This window comes from Amycolatopsis sp. NPDC051371, from assembly GCF_040682155.1.
Taxonomy (GTDB): domain Bacteria; phylum Actinomycetota; class Actinomycetes; order Mycobacteriales; family Pseudonocardiaceae; genus Amycolatopsis.
The window spans coordinates 32,535-50,737 of sequence record NZ_JBFBAG010000027.1 but is presented as its reverse complement, the minus strand read 5'-3'; the positions used below and the strand labels follow the sequence as shown (position 1 = coordinate 50,737).

General features: G+C 69.6%; 14 protein-coding genes. 2 read left to right on the top strand and 12 right to left on the bottom strand.

Translation table 11 applies throughout. The features are described from left to right. Window positions 1-9: 9 nt before the first annotated feature. Window positions 10-5,130, top strand: a complete 5,121-nt coding sequence (mobF, locus tag AB0M59_RS29790; protein ID WP_364621510.1) for a MobF family relaxase — start codon at window positions 10-12, stop codon at window positions 5,128-5,130. Between the two features lie 124 nt (window positions 5,131-5,254). Here mobF and AB0M59_RS29785 read toward each other — a convergent pair whose 3' ends face one another. From AB0M59_RS29785 to AB0M59_RS29730, 12 genes are all read right to left on the bottom strand, one after another. Next, window positions 5,255-5,689, bottom strand: a complete 435-nt coding sequence (locus AB0M59_RS29785) for an Lsr2 family protein (RefSeq protein WP_364621507.1) — start codon at window positions 5,687-5,689, stop codon at window positions 5,255-5,257. 88 nt (window positions 5,690-5,777) lie between these two features. Continuing rightward, window positions 5,778-6,545 carry a hypothetical protein gene (locus AB0M59_RS29780; RefSeq protein ID WP_364621504.1) on the bottom strand — a complete coding sequence of 256 codons (768 nt, stop codon included), beginning with the start codon at window positions 6,543-6,545 and terminating at the stop codon, window positions 5,778-5,780. Next, window positions 6,542-7,081, bottom strand: a complete 540-nt coding sequence (locus AB0M59_RS29775; RefSeq protein WP_364621501.1) for a VUT family protein — start codon at window positions 7,079-7,081, stop codon at window positions 6,542-6,544. The genes AB0M59_RS29780 and AB0M59_RS29775 overlap by 4 nt, the downstream gene beginning before the upstream one ends. Beyond that, the gene (locus AB0M59_RS29770; RefSeq protein ID WP_364621498.1) at window positions 7,078-7,719 is read right to left on the bottom strand and encodes a hypothetical protein; all 642 of its coding nucleotides are present in this window, start codon (window positions 7,717-7,719) and stop codon (window positions 7,078-7,080) included. Before AB0M59_RS29770 ends, AB0M59_RS29775 begins: the two co-directional genes overlap by 4 nt. Continuing rightward, window positions 7,716-9,572 (bottom strand): TraM recognition domain-containing protein, encoded by a 1,857-nt coding sequence (locus AB0M59_RS29765; RefSeq protein ID WP_364621495.1) that lies wholly within the window; start codon window positions 9,570-9,572, stop codon window positions 7,716-7,718. The genes AB0M59_RS29770 and AB0M59_RS29765 overlap by 4 nt, the downstream gene beginning before the upstream one ends. 45 nt (window positions 9,573-9,617) lie before the next feature. Further along, complete coding sequence (locus tag AB0M59_RS29760; RefSeq protein ID WP_364621493.1) at window positions 9,618-10,718, bottom strand: C40 family peptidase; 1,101 nt, start codon at window positions 10,716-10,718, stop codon at window positions 9,618-9,620. Window positions 10,719-10,741: 23 nt separating this feature from the next. Then, a complete protein-coding gene (locus AB0M59_RS29755) occupies window positions 10,742-12,106 on the bottom strand; it encodes an ATP-binding protein (protein WP_364621490.1) in 1,365 nt (454 codons plus the stop codon). Between the two features lie 167 nt (window positions 12,107-12,273). Beyond that, window positions 12,274-13,782 (bottom strand): SCO6880 family protein, encoded by a 1,509-nt coding sequence (locus AB0M59_RS29750; protein ID WP_364621488.1) that lies wholly within the window; start codon window positions 13,780-13,782, stop codon window positions 12,274-12,276. Next, on the bottom strand, window positions 13,779-15,182 hold the full coding sequence (locus AB0M59_RS29745; RefSeq protein ID WP_364621485.1) for a hypothetical protein: 1,404 nt from the start codon (window positions 15,180-15,182) through the stop codon (window positions 13,779-13,781). The genes AB0M59_RS29750 and AB0M59_RS29745 overlap by 4 nt, the downstream gene beginning before the upstream one ends. Further along, window positions 15,179-15,778, bottom strand: a complete 600-nt coding sequence (locus AB0M59_RS29740; protein ID WP_364621484.1) for a hypothetical protein — start codon at window positions 15,776-15,778, stop codon at window positions 15,179-15,181. The genes AB0M59_RS29745 and AB0M59_RS29740 overlap by 4 nt, the downstream gene beginning before the upstream one ends. A gap of 219 nt (window positions 15,779-15,997) precedes the next feature. Continuing rightward, window positions 15,998-16,288, bottom strand: coding sequence for a hypothetical protein (locus tag AB0M59_RS29735; protein WP_364621482.1), 291 nt, complete (start codon window positions 16,286-16,288; stop codon window positions 15,998-16,000). An 89-nt stretch (window positions 16,289-16,377) separates the two neighbouring features. After that, window positions 16,378-17,301, bottom strand: coding sequence for a hypothetical protein (locus tag AB0M59_RS29730; RefSeq protein ID WP_364621479.1), 924 nt, complete (start codon window positions 17,299-17,301; stop codon window positions 16,378-16,380). Window positions 17,302-17,535: 234 nt separating this feature from the next. Between AB0M59_RS29730 and AB0M59_RS29725 the strand changes: the two genes are divergently transcribed. Continuing rightward, a complete protein-coding gene (locus AB0M59_RS29725; RefSeq protein ID WP_364621476.1) occupies window positions 17,536-18,174 on the top strand; it encodes a hypothetical protein in 639 nt (212 codons plus the stop codon). Window positions 18,175-18,203: the final 29 nt, after the last annotated feature.

Genomic DNA, 18,203 nt, shown 5'->3' with positions numbered 1-18,203 from the left:
GATGTGGACATGATGGGCTTGCGGAAGCTGAGCCCTGGTGGTCACGAGTATCTCACGAACACGGTGGCGTGCGCCGATCGCAACCGTGAGCTCGAGCCCGGCGAGCTGTTAAGTGACTACTACCTCTCCCGTGGTTACCCGGCAGGCCAATGGTTCGGCGCCGGAGCAGAGCACTTAGGACTCTCCGGCGCAGTCACCCCTGCCCAGATGAACGCCCTCTTCGGCGAAGGCCGGCATCCGCACGCCGACGCCATCGAAGCCGAGATGATCGCCGACGGCGCCACCGCCGCAGAGGCGTTGAAGGCCACCCGCCTCGGTCGGCGGTTCCCGCAGTACTCCGCGCTGGATCACCTGCGCTCGCAGGTGTCGCAGGCGTACAAGGACCACAATGGTTCCCTCGGCCGGCCAGTTGGTGCGCCGATCTCCGCGACCCAACGCGCCGAGCTGCGCCGCGGCGTCCAGATCCAGGCCTACCGCAAAGCTCATGACGGTGTCGGTCCCGCAGATGATAAGGAGCTGAACAAGTGGCTTGCGGAACAGAAACGCAATCTCAAGTCGGCGGTGTCCGGGTTCGAGATGGTGTTCGCGCCCGACAAGTCGGTGTCGATTGCGTGGGCTATGGCGGCACCAGCGGAGCGGGAACTGATCGCCGGGATGGTGCGCCAGGCCGCTCGTGACACGTTGTCCTGGGTGGAGGGCAACGTCGCGTTCACCCGCCGCGGGAACATTGGCGAGGCCCAGGTCGACGTCAACGGGATCACCGCCGCGTTGTTCGAGCATTGGGATTCCCGCGCCTCCGACCCGCACTTGCACATCCACGCCCTGATCTCCTCGAAGGTGCAGCGCAGCGACGACGGCGAATGGACCGCGCTCGACGGCCGCACCGTGCTGGCCGCGACGGTCACCGCGTCGGAGTACTTCGACAACCGACTGCGCGACCTGTTCCGCGAACAGGGTGCTTCCTGGGTGCAGCGCGGCGCCGAGGGCGTGGACATGAAACGCCCGGTGTGGCAGCTCGAAGGGATCCCTGTCGAGCTGGTGAAGCTGTTCTCCCAGCGCCACCGCCAGTTCGAAGCCGCCCGAGCCAAACGCATCGTCGAGTTCACGGCCCAGCACGGGAAGGAGCCGACGCCGAAAGACATCTTCGCCATCGACCGCGCCGCCCAGTACGACAACCGGCCCGGCAAACAACCACCCAAGACCCTGCCCGAGCACCTCGCGGCCTGGCGCGAGCACGCGCTCAGCATCGTGCCCGCGAAGATCCTTGACACGCTGAGCGGAACGGTGTTCCTCAGCGGACGCGCCGAGCCCGACGCCGTCGACATCGCGAAACTCGCCGAGTCCACGCGGGATGTCGTGTCGGACAGCTACGCGCACTTCTCCTGGTGGAACCTCGCCGCCGAAGCTCACCGCCAGTCCGCGCACCTGCAGATGCCCGTCGACAAGCGCGGAGCGCTGATTGTCGACATCGTCGACACGATCCTGGCGCAACCCGACACTCTCGCCCTCGTCGGCCCGACCGCGGTCAACGAGCCCGCCTCGCTGCGTCGCCGCAACGGCGAGTCGGTGTTCGTGGAGCACCATTCGACCCGCTACACCACCACCGCGACCCTCGCCGCTGAAGGCGACTTGGTCGCGTGGGCGCGCCGCGGCGGCGGGCACCGCCTGCGCGCCGACACCGTCGAGAAGGCCCTTGCCGACCAGGGATTGAACCCCGGGCAGACGGAGATGGTGCGCCATTTCGCCCGCTCCGGGCGGCGGCTGCAGCTCGCGCTCGCGCCGGCCGGGGCCGGGAAGACCTCGGCGATGAAGGTCCTGGCGACCGCGTGGCGGCGCACCGGGCACCGCGTGTACGCCTTCGGCCCGTCTGCCCGCGCGGCTCAGGAGCTCGGCGCGTCGATCGGGGCGAAGCCGCACACGCTGCATCAGCTGACCACCGCGCTGTGGTTCGGGTTCGCCCACCGTGCGTTCCCGATGGAGGCTGGGGACCTGGTCATCGTCGACGAGGCAGCGATGGCCGGTACCCACGCCCTGCACAAGGTCGTGAAGTACGCGCTCACGAACGGCGCGGACGTGCGGCTGATCGGGGACGACGCGCAGCTGGCCGCGGTCGAGGCCGGTGGTGCAATCCGGCTGACCGCCCACGATGTCGGCGCCGTGCGGTTCCGGGAGATCGTGCGGTTCCGCGGCGAAGACCGGGAGGAACAGGCCGCGGCGTCGTTGCAGATCCGGGCCTGGAACCCCAAGGGGCTCGAGTACTACTTCGACAACGGCCGGGTCGCCGACGGGTCGCTGGAGACGATGCGCGACGCCGCCCGCACCCACTGGCAAGCCGATCTCGACGCCGGCGTGCAGTCGTTGCTGATCGTGCCGACCAACGAGGACACCGTCGCGCTGAACATCGACGCCCGGGAACGTCGACTGGCTGGAGGTGCAGTCGACCGCGGCCGTGAGGTCGACCTGCACGACGCCACCACCGCGAGCGTCGGCGACTGGGTCGTCACCCGCCACAACCAACGGCTGCTGTCGCTGTTCGGCGGGAAGGACTTCGTCAAGAACGGCGACGTCTGGACCGTCACCGCCGTCCACGCGAACGGCAAGATCACCGTGCAGCACAAGGTGCACAAGGCCGCGATCACGCTGCCGGCCGGGTACGTCCAAGCCCACGTCGAGCTCGCCTACGCCGCCACCATCAACCGGGTCCAGGGCATGACCAGCACCGGCAACGCCCACCTGCTGGTCCCGCCGACGATGACCCGCGAGCAGTTCTACCCCGGCATCACCCGCGCCATGCTCCGCAACTACCTCTACGTCGTCACCCACCACCACGTCATCGACCAACACCGCGAAACCCCCGAACCGGTGTCCCCAGAGTCAGTGCTCACCGGCGTGCTCCACCAATCCGGCGCCGAGGTCTCGGCGACCGAGACGTTGCGGGAGGCGCAGGACGAGGCAGTGTCGATGGGCACGCTCGTTCTCCGCTACAACTACACCGCCACCTACCGCGACGAGGATCGCTACCGCGCCATCCTCACCCACCGGGCTCCATCCACGCTGGATCTCGACAGTGAACCGGCGCTGATCCAGACGCTGCGCAACGCCCACGACCTCGGCTGGGAACCCGACCCGCTCGTCGCCACCGTCATGCGCTGGCGCCAGACCCTCGACGACGCCGACAATCCCGGCGCCGCACTGCAAGCCCGGATCAGAAAGCACCTCGAACCCCGCCGGCCGCCCTCACCGACCGCACCACTCCAACCGGCTGACGTGACCCGCTGGCGGGGCATCGTCGATGCGATCGCCCCGCACGTGGCCGTCGAGAACCCGGAGTGGGAGAAGATCTGGCACCGCGCGGCCGGTGCGCTGGCGGTCGGGTTCGACATCGATACCGCCGTGACCGCCGTCGCGCACCAGCTGGCCGGGCGACCGGTGGTGCCGGATCCGATGCCGGATGACCGCTACGCCGACGCCGCTCTCGCCGCCGAACTGGAGCACCGACGTGAGCGCGGTGAGGCCCATGTACGCGCCGTTCCGTGGCTGGCCCGGCCCGACTTCGCCCACGTCCGGCATCACCCGGGACACGCCCAGTACCTGCACGAGATGAACCACGCCATCGCCGACCGCGTCGAAGTGCTGCGCGCCGCGTTGATCCGCGATCAACCCGAATGGGTATCGGACCTTGGGCCGCGCCCCGATAACCCGATCGCGGCTGATGATTGGGACGACCTGGTCGGCCTGGTCGCCGCCTACCGCGAAACGTTCCGCATCGATGGAGAGGCACCGCTGGGCGGCAAGCCCAAGAGCCACGGGGCGAGGGCGCACGCCTGGCGCACGCTGTCCGCGCGGTGGGACTCCTTCGGCTCAGCGCAGACGCCCGCGCCCGCCTCGCCCTCACCTGTCAAGGCGCACACAGCCGCCCAGACCGCCCAGATGGACGACATCTTCGCCGAGTTCGAGCACACCGAGGAACGAGTCGTCCTCGAGCCCCTCAACGTGCTCATCCGCCGCTACGAGCTGCTGGTCCGTGACGGTGATGAGGACCGCTACCTCGACGTCCTCGCCCGCTACGTCCCCGACGCGGTCAACTCCGGTGCCGAGCCTGCCGTGCTGAACGCGCTGGCCCGTGCCCAGGACCGTGGCTGGCAGGCCGACCGGCTCGTCCGTGACCTGGTCGAGGACCGAGGTTTCAACTGGGCCCGAGACCCGGCCGCGGTGCTGGCCAAGCGGGTCAACGACCACATCCGGACTCACGATGCGCCAGCCCGGATCGCGCCGGCGACCGACGAGCAGATCATCCTCTGGCAGCAGATCGTCGCCGCGCACCTGCCCGACGCCGCCGTGACCGAAGAGCACTGGGGCATCGTGTGGCGTCACGCCGCCGGCGGCGCCATCCGCGGACTCGACCCCGACACCGCGCTCACCGACGCCGTCCGCCAGGTCGCCGCGACAACGACCGGCGCCGAACACATCGACCCGCGCACGACCGGTGTTGCGCTCGTCGGCGCGCTCGTGCGTCAGCACGACGCCGGCGCCGGGCTCCACTCCGCCCTACCGTGGCAGGCCCAGCCCGACCTGGCGCACGCGGGGAACTATCACGGTTCGCTGGAGCGGCTGGGAACCATGAACGCGGAGATCACCGCGCGAACCGACCAGCTGCGAGATCAAGCCGTGCGGGAACAACCGCCGTGGCTCGCACGCTTCGGTGCCCGCCCCGACGATGCCGCATCGGCGCACCAATGGGATCACCTCGTCGGGCTCGCTGCGGCGTATCGCGAAAGCTACGGCATCACGACCGCGAATACTGCCTCCCCGCTCGGCAACCAACCCGCCGGCAACGACCTTCGCGCCGACGCATGGCGGGACATCACTAGGCAGTGGAGGCAGATGATGACTACACCTGACCGCGAAGACGCCGCATCGGACGTGATGCTGACCCGCGAATCGCGGCGCGACTCCGCCGACGCCTACGTCGCCCAGTTCTACGCCGAACTCGCCGCCGACAAGGAAGCAGACGAGGAAGGCGAGGCGGCCACAGCCGCAGCCGTACGACGCACCGAGCTGGAAGACGAACTGGTCGACGGCCACGACCACGGCTACGGCTACGGCTCTCACCGCGGACTTAGTTACTGAGCCGCCGGCAGAAGACCTCCGGCGAAGGCAGCCGCGGATCGAGCACGTGGCCGTCTTCGCCGGATGTCTTTCCCACGGGATTCTTCTCTGGGCTCCAGTTCAGCGTTGCCATTTTGGCTGGCAGTTACTTCTTCGCGGCCGCGACCTTCTTGCGCGGTGCCCGCTTGCGCGCCACAGGCGCGGGCTCGTCGACGACAATCGGTTGGCCGTCGTTCGCCTCGAACGCCTCGATGACTTCACCAGAGAGGCGACCACGCTCGGACACGGTATAGCCGTTGTTGTTGGCCCACTCCCGGATCTGACGTGACCGTTCGCGATCCACGGCCGCGTTGCCGGGCTTCTTCGCCTGAGCCGACTCACCGGCCGCCAGCCGCACCTTGCGTCCGCCGATCCGTCGCCCGGCCGCGATGTAGCGGGCAAGTTCCTCGCGCAGTGCGGCCGCGTTGTCGTCGGACAGGTCGATCTCGTAGCTGACCCCGTCCAAGCTGAACGGGACCGTCTGTGTGGCCACGTCGCCGTCGATGTCGTCGACCATCTCCACGAGAACTTTGCTTGCCATAGCGGGAAGACCTCCAGTAGCACCGGCTGCGAATGAGATATGCCGGATAGCGCCACTATAACTCACCACCGCTAAGCGACGCTGCGTGTCAAGTGGTTGTCTCTGACGCTTCGATCGTAGCGAGAACTTTGCGTCGCCAGCGCAGTGCGAACTTGACACAGTTGTTGCAGCGACGATGGCTGTGACATTCGGGCAGCGGCGGCTGCCATCGGGCGGCGAAGGACCACGCGAGAGAGTCGCTGCTGGCGACGATGTCAGCGTAACGAGCCAGACCTAGAGTTTTCGCGCCGAAGGCATGCAGCCGGTAGCCGCGCCGCGCGAGCGACCGTACGATGCCCTCGACTTCTGCGGTGTGCTGGCGTCGGCAGATACTGCCGACACCCACCAGCGGAACTGCGGCGAGGTCGACACCGCGCCGCTCGTAACCGTCAGCACAGCGGTAATAGTCCTCAATGGACTGACCTTGTAATACCGGAATGAACGGCAGTTCCGCGTCGAGGGACCGCAGCTCCAGATAGTTGTTGACGGTCAGTTCTTGATGCTGTGCAACGTTGAGTCCCGTGCGTGCGAGGATCTTGGCCTCGCACATGTGGTCCTGCGGTGAGGCCCACAGCAGCCGGCCGATCTCGTCGCGGTAGCGGCGAATCCGGGCCGTGTACTGGCGTGGGCTGGGACCGCACGCCCACGTTCCACACTGCGAAAGCTGGGTGAATCCGCCGGAGTCGCAGGCCCAGTCACACGACGCAACCGGCAAAGTCTTGTACCGGCGCAGAGTCCGGTCGGACACGAATAGCGGAACGTCGAGCAGCGCCAGCCAGTGCGGCCGATGTGTTCCCAGCAGGAACTGGGAAGTCATCGCCGGCGGCGGATGACGATAGTCACGATCGTCCCGGCGAGCACGCCGTAGGCCTTACCCAGTAGATGACCTGGCATCAGCGCAACGGAGGCAAACGCGATCGCTGGGAACAGCAGCGAGTCGACGGCAACGCCGATGATTCCGCTGCAGAGCACGGCAACGACGAGCCCGCGCCGCCGTACGACGACGGAATACGCCGCCGCGTCGAGGAGTTCGCTGACGGCGAAGGACACCGCGGACGCGGTCGCGATGGCCGGTCCGGCGGCCAGATACGACAGGGCTGTGCCCGCGACGATTGCCAGCAGCGACGTTCGGAGCCCGGCGAGGCGTTGCACCCAGTCTCGGATTACGAGCACCGGGCCCGCCACGTACACCGCAGCCGCGGCGTCCAAACCGAATCCCACACCGACGGCGCCGACGTGCTCGGCCAGCCAGTTCGCCCCGACCACGCACCCGACGTACAGCCCAACCACCGACACGCGCGCGAACCGAGCGCTCGATTCGCCCGTCCGCGATCGGCCGGCGGCGGCGATCATGGCCGGCCAGGCACGGTCAACGAGTCGTCGACGCCGGCCGCTGCCGCGGCCCGTGCCTCCCGTTCGCGATGTTCGAGGGTGAAGCGGTCGGGACGGGCCGGTGCGCCGGCGGTCTTGTGGCCGTCGGATCGGCAACGTTGGTGGACCCACGCGGTGGCCATGCGTTCGGCGAAGCCGGGGCGCCAGTGGTCGTGCCAGTACTGCGCGTCGCGGGCGGTGGCTTTCTTGCCCAGGTGGGCTTCGCGCCAGGTGTAGGCGAGGGTGGCTATCTCGGCGACCAGGCCGGGATGGTCGAGCCAGCAGTCGGGGATGGCGACCGCGCGGGTGCCGGGATTGCCGACGTAGGTTTCGTTGTAGTACTGCACGAAGTGCGCGATCGTGAACAGCGGTGTTTCCCCGCGGTGCTGCATGTCCTCGGCCGCGGACGGCGGCAGGAACATCAGCCACCGCGCCAGCCGCGGATCGCTCTCCGGCTCATCGGTCAGCTCCGCGAGCTTCTCCGCCACCTGCTCGATCTGCCGGCCCAGGGCCTGTGCCAGCGTCTCCAACCCGCCGACCACCTCGTCGAGCTCATCCAGCGACCGCGGCTCCGGCCGATCCTGATCGTCGGGGCGTTCGGCGATGTCGTCGTCGCTCATCGCAGATCACCCGCACCCGGCAGCGTCAGCGGGTAGCCGTCAGGGGCGATTGCGGCCTGTCCGGAGCGGATCGCGGCGACGTCGGCCTGCAGCTGGGGCCAGTCCGGGCGTTGTTCGACGTCGACGGTGCGGCCAAGGACGGGGCGGAGGTTGCCGTGCAGGATCAGCACCCGTCCGCTGTCGAGGGTGCGGATGTCGCCGGCGCGCAGCGTCGGGACGGTCTCCTCGCCGCTGGCGCCGCGGCCGACGCTGAGCAGTCCGTCACTGTGGTGCTGGTGGGTGCGGCGGCGATGCTGCCCGGACAGCGTGGACAGCCACTCCAGCGTCTTGTCGTCCTTCAACCCAGGGAAGGCGGTCAGGGTGAGGGTGTTGTCGATCAGCTGCAACCGGCCCGGTTCGCCGTAGAGCTCGTCCAGCTGCGCGCGCGACTGCGCCGACCAGTGGATCAGCACGCCGCGGCCGGCGGAGTCGGCGATGATCGCCGGCAACCGCGGCACCGGCGTGCCGGCGAACAGCTCGTCCAGGATCGCAGTCGTCGGTGGTTCCAGCCGTCGGCGTTCGCGGCGCAGCGCGGTATCCTGGGCGGTGGTCAGGATCTGCTCGACCAGCGCGGTGAGTACCGGCCGGGCCTGCGGGGCTTGGTGTTCCCCGGCGATGATGAACAGGCTGCCGTGGCGGCGCAGGAACTCGTCGATGTCCAGTTCGTCGGCCGCGCTGGGGGTGGCGAAGTAGCGGATGGCCGGGTTCATGAACGGCTCGATCGCCCGCCGCACGCTCATCCAGACGGCGTCGGAGGTCTCGGCGACCATCCCGATCTCCGATTCCAGGTTCTGCGCCAGCTGCGGATACTGCTGCTCCAGCAACTCGACCGGTTCCCGGTCGGCGGGTTTGGCGATCGACCACCGCACCAGATGGTCGACCGTGCGGTGATGCATGGCCGCGGCGAGCAGATAAGCCTGCATGACGATGGTGGCCCGGCCACGGAAGACCTTGTCGTTGCCACCGACGTTCTCCAATCCGAGTGAGGACGCTTCGATCAATGTCTCCGCCCGGCGGAGTGCGACGGCGGGGTCGGCGCAGCCGGTGACCGGGGACCAGCGCGCGTGCGCCGGCCAGGACAAGGTGCCGGTGGCATCGATCACCAGCACCGGCCCGGCGCCCTCGCGGCGCGTCCGGGCCAGCAGGCACCACTCGGCGAGGTCGTTCTTCGTCGTCGACGCGACCAGCGCGCCCGGCGCGGCGAGCACCTTGTGCACCAGATCCGTGCGGGACTTGCCCGATCGGGTCGGCGCGATCGTCCCGGTCGGGGTCTCCAGCGACGTCACCAGCTGCTGGCGCCGGGGCCCGCGGTGCAGCGGGACCGCGATCTGCTCGACCGGCGCGGTCTGGCGTTGCTCGTCGGTGAGGTCACCGCGGGTCCACACCGCGGTCGTGCGCGCAGCGGCGACCGACAGGGTCTTGGCCATCTCGCGGCGGGTGGCGTGTCCGGCATCGGTCGGCGCCACCCGCCGCCAGACCGGGATCGTGGCGCCGACGGTCAGGCCGGCGGCGAGCATGGTGATCGTGGTGAACCAGATGTAGAACGCCAGTTGGTGGTCGCTGACTGCGCCCGACCACGGGACCGGCAGCGCCGGTCCGGGATCAGCGGCGTGGAAGGCGACGGTGAGCGCGAATCCCGCCCACTTGGTGATCGGCGGCCACATCCAGCCGCCGGTGAAGAATCCGGTGACCAGGACGGCGGCGGTAACGGCGATCGCGCCGAGGGCGCAGAGGATCGCCAGGGCGGCGATCGCGAGGCCCATCAGGGCGACGTCGCGGTCGAGGTTGAGGGTGTCGGTGCGTGTGCGCGGCATCGGCCGCTCCTCCCGGACAGGGGGAGAGCGGCACCACGGCGACGTTCATCGGAGTGGGCTCCCTCCCGGTGGCGGGGAGGGCGAGCTCGGGTCGGCGATCCGGCGGATCGCGACGATCTTCGAGGTCCAGTCCGACAGCGGTTCGAGGATGACACCGGTGTCGGTGTCGTAGGCGTCGACGATCACGCCGTGCCCGGCGTACATCCCGACATGCCGTGGCACCTGCGCGGTGCCCAGCGAGCCGGGGATGAACAGCAGATCCCCGGGCTGTACCTGCTCGAGCGAGGAGACGGCGTGCCCGGCGTGGACCTGGCTGACCGTCCCGGCGGGGATCCCGACACCGGCCGCGGCCCAGGAGGCGAGCATCAGCCCGGAGCAGTCGTAGGCGCCCGGGCCTTTAGCGCCCCACACGTAGGGCTTGCCGAGCTGGCCCAGGGCGAACCCGACGGCGGCACGCTGGCGGACATCGTCCGGCAAGGTGAACCCTGGCGGCAGCTTCGTCGGGTCGACCTTGCCCGGGTCGCGAGGGACATCCGATCCGCCCTGGTCCGGGCACAGGGTCTTCGCCTGGACGACGTCAGCGCCGCCGCCAGGTGGCGCTGACGGGGCGGGGTTGTCGGGCCCGATCCAGAAGCGATCCACGATCGCTGCCGCGGCCGGTTCGCGCGGGGCGTAGCGGTCCGGGAAGCCGCTGTGCTGCACCGCCTGCTCGGCTCGGCCCGGGGCCATGGTGTCCCAGCCGGGCAGGGCGATCAGGGCGTCGAGGAACTTGCCGGTGGCGTAGACGGGGTTGAGGATCTGCTCGCGGGTGCCCCAGCCTTGGCTCGGGCGTTGCTGGAACACCCCGAGCGAGTCGCGGTCGCCGTAGACGAGGTTGCGCAGCCCCGACTCCACCATCCCGGTCGCGATCGCGAGGACCGCGGCCCGCCGCGGCAGCCGGCGCTGCTGGACGACGTCGACGATGGTGCGGGCGATGTCCATCTCGCCGGCGCCCAGCTCCTGGCGGTCCACGACGACCGAGCCGCCGCCCGGGCCGCCCTGCTCGCACCCGGACAGTTGCACGAATGTCGCGGTCGCTGCGGGCACGACGATCAGGGCCAGGCCGAGGACCGGCAGCAGTACCAGCCCGACCAGCGCACCAGCCACGGCCGCAAGAATCCCGTGGGACCTCACGACGTCACCACGGGCTCGCTGTGGGCCGGCAAATTCAGCTTCCGGACCAACTGACTGTTAGTGTCGAAGATCTGCCGCTCAATCCGGCTCAGCACCGTCTGCACCTTGAGCCCGGTCCGGTTCTCGATCTTCCACAACGCCCGACCTTGACGGTCGTTCGCCCACCCCGTTGTGGCCTCCTGTTCCCTGTCCGACAGGGCAAGCACATCGGCCAGTTCGCTCGCGACGCGCGTGGACTGCCCGAGAAGGACCCGGATCGAGCACAGGGCGAGCAGATCGCGGGCGATGGCGACTTCCTGAGAGCCGGTGGCACCGACGGAGAGGAAATCGCCGGGCTTATGGCTGACCAGCACCTGGATTTTGCGTTCCGCGCGCGAGAGCCGCAGTTCGCTGTCCACCGTCTGCACCGCGCGCAGCCCCAGCCGCAGTTGCCGCCAGATCTCGTCCCGCACGACGATCCGCAGCTCCCCGTCCTCCTGCAGATCCGTCGCCAGCGACGACCACGACCCCAAGCAGGTCAACGCGACGGCCACGGCCTGATCGCCCCGGGTGCGCAGCCGCGAGAGATCCAGACTCTGGATCGGGGCGTCCCAGTCGACGGTGAAGTTCGTTGCCGCATCGAACAATCCCGCCAGCGAGCCGCTGATCAAGTTCGCCAGCGCGTCGGTGATCGAGCGCAAGTGGTCCAGAAACTGCCGGCGGCCGGCGAAGCGCAGCTCCTGCCACAGCTGCTCGTCCGGATCGGACAGCATCCGGTGGACGTCGGGGATCGTGATGGGCTTGAGGTGGGTGTAGCCGTCGTGAACGCCGAGCAGTTGCCGCAGCACCGCCGAGAGCGCGGCCTCGTCGGTGACGGTGGGTCGGTAGCCTTGGGCTTCGGTGAGCGCGACCAGCAGCTGCACCCACCGGCCGAGCACGCCGTCGAGCTCGTCGCGTTGCCGAGCGGTCGACCAGGCGTCCCAGCGGGCGGCCAGGGGACCGAGGTCGAGGGCGTTGAGACGGGCGCTGCTGCCCCGACCGAGCATGATCGGGGTGACCCCGAGCGCGTGCAGCAGTGGGGTGTATTCGCCTTTGACGTCGCCGGAGATCAGGGTGCGGACGCCGGTGAGCATCATCCGCAGCAGGAACGCCGCCACCGTGGAGGACTTGCCCCGGCCGGGCTCGCCGAACAGGACCATGTTCGGGTTGGTGCAGATCGAGCGGAGAACGAACTCGACCGGATGCAGGTAGAACGCGCCACCGGAGTGCACGTCGTAGCCCATCCGCGCCCCGACCGCCGGCAACGGGCTCGCCGCCAGCAGCGGAAACAACCCGCCGATCTCGTGCGTGCCGGCCTGGTACACCTGCAGCGGCGCTGCCATCGGCGACCATCCGTGCCCAGGCCTGGCGAACCCCCGGCGCGGCGCCACGCGCTGGTTCACGCGAGCGCTGCGGCCATCCGAACGCCGACGACCCGGCGAGCGGGTGTTGACCGCCAGCCCGAACGTGGCAAGCAGTTCCGCGGCGGTTCGTTCGCCAGCGCGGCGGCTCACGATGCACCGCCGCGCAGCCGGGGCAACCCGACACCGACCGGCAGGACAGTGGCGACGAACCCCGCGTCCTGGGCCAGTTCCATGCGCAGGAGCTGAAAGCGGCCAGCGATGTCGTTCTCCAGCTTGGCCGCGTGGTCCTCGACGTTCCATGTCTCGGGAATCGTGACCGCGGTGGCGACGGCGAAGCGGACGATGCCGTGCCCGGCCGCGACCGCGTGCTCCTGTGCTCGGGCTCCGCCGGCTTCGCGGGCTTCGGCGGCGCCGGAGTTGAAGCCTTTCGAGGACTTCCAGTCCCGCATGACGCCGGTGCGGAACCGCAGCTGGCGCACGGCCTTACGGGACCGGTGTTGCGAGAGGGTCTCGTAGTGGATGGCCAGGCTGCGGCGCTCGCCGGCGGTCTTGACCGCCAGCAGCCCGCCCAGGGATCCGAACACCGCCCCGGCCTCGGGCATCAACGCCGAGTAAGAGACGGTCGCGAAACCGTCGTGGTAGTACGCCCTCGGCGACGGCGCCGGAGCGTGCACCGGTCCCGCGGTCGCCCACCGGACGCCCGCGTCCTCGCCCGCGCGGTGGCGACGCGCGGCGAGGCCGGCGGCGCTGGCCGGGTTGAACCCCGTGCGGATCGCCACCGCCAGCTCCGGGCCCGACAGCCACTTCACCCCGGTCGCGCCGAGCGACTTCAGCTTGTCCTCGAGGCCGTCCAGCACGCGGTAGAGCACGGCGGCCCGGCCGGCGACGCCGCCACCGGCGGCCGCGGCTGGGCGGCGGAGGGCGTCTTCGGTGCCGGAGAGGGTGACGAACACTTCGTGCCGGACCGACACCGCCCCGACCAGCTGGTCCAGCTCCGCAGTCGCTTGGCGCGCGAGCGCGGGGGCGTCGGGGACGTCGTGTTCGGCGCGCCAGGCCTGGTAGTCGGCGCCGTCGTCAGGCACGGTGCGCACCAGCAGGCTCATCCGGTCGATGACCTCGCGGTGCCCGATCGACAGCAGCAGGTTGCCGAGCCGGTTGGCCAGCCGTTCGCACTGGGCGTCCGAGAGCATCCCGACGCCGGCGTGGGTCAGACGGGCGGTGGCGCCCCACCGCCCGTCGCCGGTGTCGTGGATCAGGCACACCCGGCCCAGATCCCGCAGCGGCGGCCCGTCGGGGAACCGCAACCGTGCCAGCACCCCGGGCAAATCCGGCTCGTCGAGATCGCGGGCTTGCCCGGCGACGGCACGTGACTGCCACCGCGACCACCCCAGCGCGACGCCGGTGCGGTAGAGCAGCAGATGCCCCAGCCACCGCAACGCCGGACGGCCACGCACGGGAACGACGACGAGCGCCGCGGCCGGACCGCAGATCCCGCCGAGGGCGAGAGCCTGCCCGAAGCGCCCGGCCGCCAGTGCGAGGATCACCGGGACGGCGAGGCCGACGCACACGAACGCCTGCACGGGCGTCAGTCCGACGATCCAGCCCGTGCGCTCCTTACGCGACAGTCCTTTGTAGATTCGGGTCGCCGCGCTCATAGGAGCACCGCGGCTTCTTCGGCCTCGCCGGCTGCGGCGCCGCCGCCGTCATCGGGTGGCGGACCGCCCTGCGGCTTGGGGACTGGTGTTGTCGGCGGGCCGGTGTCGCCCGGTGGGGCGGCGGGTGGCGGCTGCCCGTCGTCATCACCGTCGTCGACGGGCTCGGTTCCGTCCGGACTGCCGATACCCGCGGCTGCGGTGGCAGGTGGATCTGTGGTTTCCGTTGCCGGGCCGGTTCCCGATCCTTCTTCGCCGGAGCCGGAGGAGTCGGTTTCGGGTGCGTCGTCGCTGGATGTGTCGGCGGTGGCTGTCCCGTGGGCGGCGTGCTCGTCCTCGGGAGCCCCGGCGGTCGCGTCGTCGTCGGCAGCGGCCTGGTCGAATCGGTCGACGTTGGCCTGTTCCTGGCCGTCGCCGCTGTCTTCCCCGTCGCCGTCGCTTCCGTTGTTGCCCATTTCTTGGCGGGCCTTGTCGGAGAACGCGCCAGCCATGCGTCCGGCGATGCTGTTGGCGCCATAGGAGTCCAGACCGGCATCCGAGAGCTTGTCCCGGAACACCCCTTGCGGGTCGGCGTCGGGGTCGACGAACGCAAAGAGTTTGAACAGCACCAGTGGCACCGACAGCGCGACGAATAGCACCCCGATGCCGGCCAGCAGCCCTGAAAGGCCTTGCGCACCGCCGACGATCGCGACCGCCAGGACCAGCACGAACGCGAGGGCCGGCTTCATCACGATGGCGGCCAGGCCCCAGCGGACGACTTTCCAGTACCACCGCGCGGTCGCATCGGCCGCCAGCCCGGCTGCGGCGATGGGGATCGTGGCGACCAGCACGTATATTGCCGCCTCGCGGAACACCGCCTCGACGGCGAAGCCAAGCCCGGCAGGGATCACCCCGAAGGCGCCGGCCAAGCCGAGTACGACGTTCTTGACCTCATCCGACAGCGCGTCGGTGAACCCGGTCATGTTCAACGCATCGCGGAAGTTCCCCACGCGCAGACCGGTGGACAGGATCGCTTCGGTCAGGCCGTCGGCGGCGACGAGAAACGCCGCGACCACGCTGACAGTGACGGCGAGGGCGATTCCATACTGGATCGGGCCGGTGATCAGGCGGAGGAAGCCGCGGCCACCGTGGGCGACGGTGATGATGATCTGCCAGAAGAACATGCCCAGCGCGATGGCTCCGGAGATCCACAGCGTCATCGGCCACAGGATCGAGACCGGTCCGTCCGTGGTGGACACCGTCAGGATGGAGAACTGGTCGACGAGCTGGAAGGCGGTGCGCAGGATAAACAGTGCTGCGGTCCAGGTGGCCGCCATGAGCGGCTCGAGGACCCCATCGGCGACAACCCCCACCGCCCCGCCGGCCAGCTGCCCCAGCTTCTCCAGCAGATCCAGCGGGTTCACCGGGCGCCGTCCCGGCTCAGGGGCCGGTACCCGGCGGTGACCGACTCGATGCTGCCGGGCCACGCGCAGGTGGCGTAGGCGGCGCGGGAGCCCGGGGCGATGCGCCAGGCGGTGCCGGTCCAGCGCAACGCTTGGCAGTCGCCGATGCCCATGCTCGTGGTCTGGCCCTGGTAGTCGAAGGTCAGCTGGCCGAGGGTGCAGACCACCGCGAACCGACCCGCGTCGGCGGTGCCTTTGATCAGGCCCTGGGTGACGTCGTAGGTCACGGTCAAGCCGGGCTTAAGCTCGCCTGGGCGAATGCCGGCGCGGTCGCGGAAGGAGGTCAGCAGCGCGTACAGGCCGCTGCCCTGCGGGGCCGGTGCGTGCGGGAGTGCGGATTCGCCGTAGGCCCGCAGGTACGTGGCCGGGTCGCCGCCGCGCAGCGCGGTCTCGTTGAAGTCGGTCAGCCAGCCGAGTGCGCCTTCGGTGGTCGCCGGGAATCCGTCGGTGATCCAGCGGTTCGCGATCGGCGCCGGTCGCGGAACGGTGATCGGCGGCCCGGCCGTGGCGGTGGTGAGTTCGTGGGGCAGTGCCGCCTCGGGCGGCAGGGTCAGCATGGGGCGGACCGCCAGCGCTGTGGGCTCGTCGACCGGTGGCGCGGGCGCTGTCGGGGTCGCCGTGCTGTTCGGTCGCGGCGTTGCAGCGGGCGCGGGTGGGTTCGTCGAGAATTGGGCAATGAGCACCACCGCGATCGCGGCCGCGAGTAGGACCGCGGCGGTGATCAGGCGGCGGGCTCGGGTGCGGGAGCGTGGCGGTGTTGTGGAGGTGAACATGGCTCAGCCGCCCGCGAAGCTGTTGATCAGCGACCAGCCGATGCCGTAGAGGATCGCGCCGGCGATGGCACAGAGCATCATGACGACGCCGACTTTCCCGGCGCGGTGGTGATCGACCCAGCGGCCGCCGGCCCAGACAATCAGGCCGACAAAGAATCCCAGGACGAGCGCGACGCCCGCGCCCCACTTGACGTTGTTGAGCAGGCCGAGGATTTTGTCGGCCCCGACCGGTGGCGGTTCGGGATGAGGGTTGGGGATCTGGGCGAGCCAGTCGGTGAGAATGTGCGCGAGCATGTGCCCTCCGCATCGCACCGCCCGACGTCACGTCAGGCGGATCAAATGGGAGGGCGTTGAAGTTCTTTCAGCGTAGTGGCTAGCTGGTCTCAGCCGGTGTCGCGGTTAGAGACGCTGCGGTCGCGGCCGCGGGCGATTCGCTGCCGCCGCAGAGATAGGAGGCGTGTCCGCGGCGGAAGCACATGCCAGGAACGAAGCAAGTGCTCGGCCGGCGACCGCAATGACGGCGACGTCACATCCGCGGTGACTCCGCGCACGGCAACGCCACGAACGTGAGGAAAGAACACAGTGTCGGCCAGCAGAACGCTGGTGCGGCGGCCCGCGGTCCCCGCGACGCCCTTCGGCCACCGCCGGGCTCCCACCGCCAGCAGTTGCGTGGGTGGGGTCACCGCCCCGGACTGCACCCAGGGCGCCAGGCGGGCCAAGACCTGTTCGGCGTGCGCGAGCCCCGGCACCGTTGGCCGCACCACCAGCGCGGGAATAGGTGACGGACTGCCGGCCCGCAGCCACTGCCCCGGTCCGACAGCAGGATCGGTCGTCAGCCTCCACGGGTCATGGCCGATATCGACCACGGTCACATCGACGCTGCAGCCGCCTGGGTGCCAGTACGGCGGCGGGGGAAACATCACTGGCTCGGCGGCGGTCTCAGAGACGTCGAGGCGGGCCAGGAGTGCGCGGGCGCGGCGGGAGAAGCGAACCCCGGCCGCGGGGCCGGGTCCGTCCCGCCGTGGTCCGTCGGCGCGTGCGGCCCGGCCGAGTCCGGATCGGACGGGATCCCCTGCGTCGACGAGCAGGACCGACCGTCCTGCCAGCTGGAGCGCGTCAGCAATCGCGACGGCCACGCTCGTCGCGCCTGCCCCGGGAGAGGCGGCTAGGATCGGCAGCACCCGGCCGAACGCCGACCAGTCGACCAGTTCGACCGCAGGTTTCGCGGGTGTGGACCGCTGCCGCACAATCGACGACGTGTCCACACAGGAGCGAACGTCCACAGGTAACTCTTCGGATGTGACCATGGCGGGCCTCCCCTCAACGGTGGTGTTGCGCCGGTGAAGGGTGCGGCGGTCACATCGGGACCGTGCTCCAACCCCCTGGTCGGGGTGGCGTGGGTTGCTTTCTCTCGGTAATCCGATGATACTCGCAACGAGCGTGGTTCTTTGCTTCGATGGTAGACGCAACTTTGGATGTGTCAAATACCGACTATGACGGCAAAGTCAACACCACGTGACGACGGACAATGCGGGGGCGGCGTGGGACGACGGTCGGACGATGAGCCGACTTTCGACAGCTGGGACACGACGTCGCCGGCGTACTTGACCTCGCCGATGCCGCGCCGCTCCTATGCCGCCCAGCAGCAGCTCACCCTCGAACTGCTCGACCTCGACACGTTCGCCGAACGCCTCACCTACCTCTTCGACCACGCCGCGACCTACTACATGCTCGACGGCGACCCCATCGTCGACCCCGACGAGATCACCAGACTCGCCGCCGAGAAGGCCGCCGGGTTCCGGAGCTTCACTGCCCGGATCCCGCTAGTGGCGCGGTGGGTTCAAGCCCGAACCGGCCTGGCTTTGACCAAACAAGCCCTCCACAACTTCAAGGGCGGGGTCCGGGAGAACAGCCGACCGGCGGTCACCCGGGCCTTGGCCGAGTTCTGGCGAATCCATCCGAACCTCTTGGACCCCAGCGTTCCGGCTGCGGAGTTCGAGCTGCCTTACGACGAGACCGACCGGAAAACCCACGAACTGGTGACCGAACTCGGGTTGCTCGGCGTCAGCGCCCGCGATATCACCAGCTCGCTGGGTGAGGCCCGCGAAGCCGACAAGCAGCAGCTGCTGAAAGTGCTGACACGAATCGCCCAGACCCGCCGTGACGCTAGCCACGGTTGAATCCAGCTGGCGGCTCGTCGGCCCCCTGG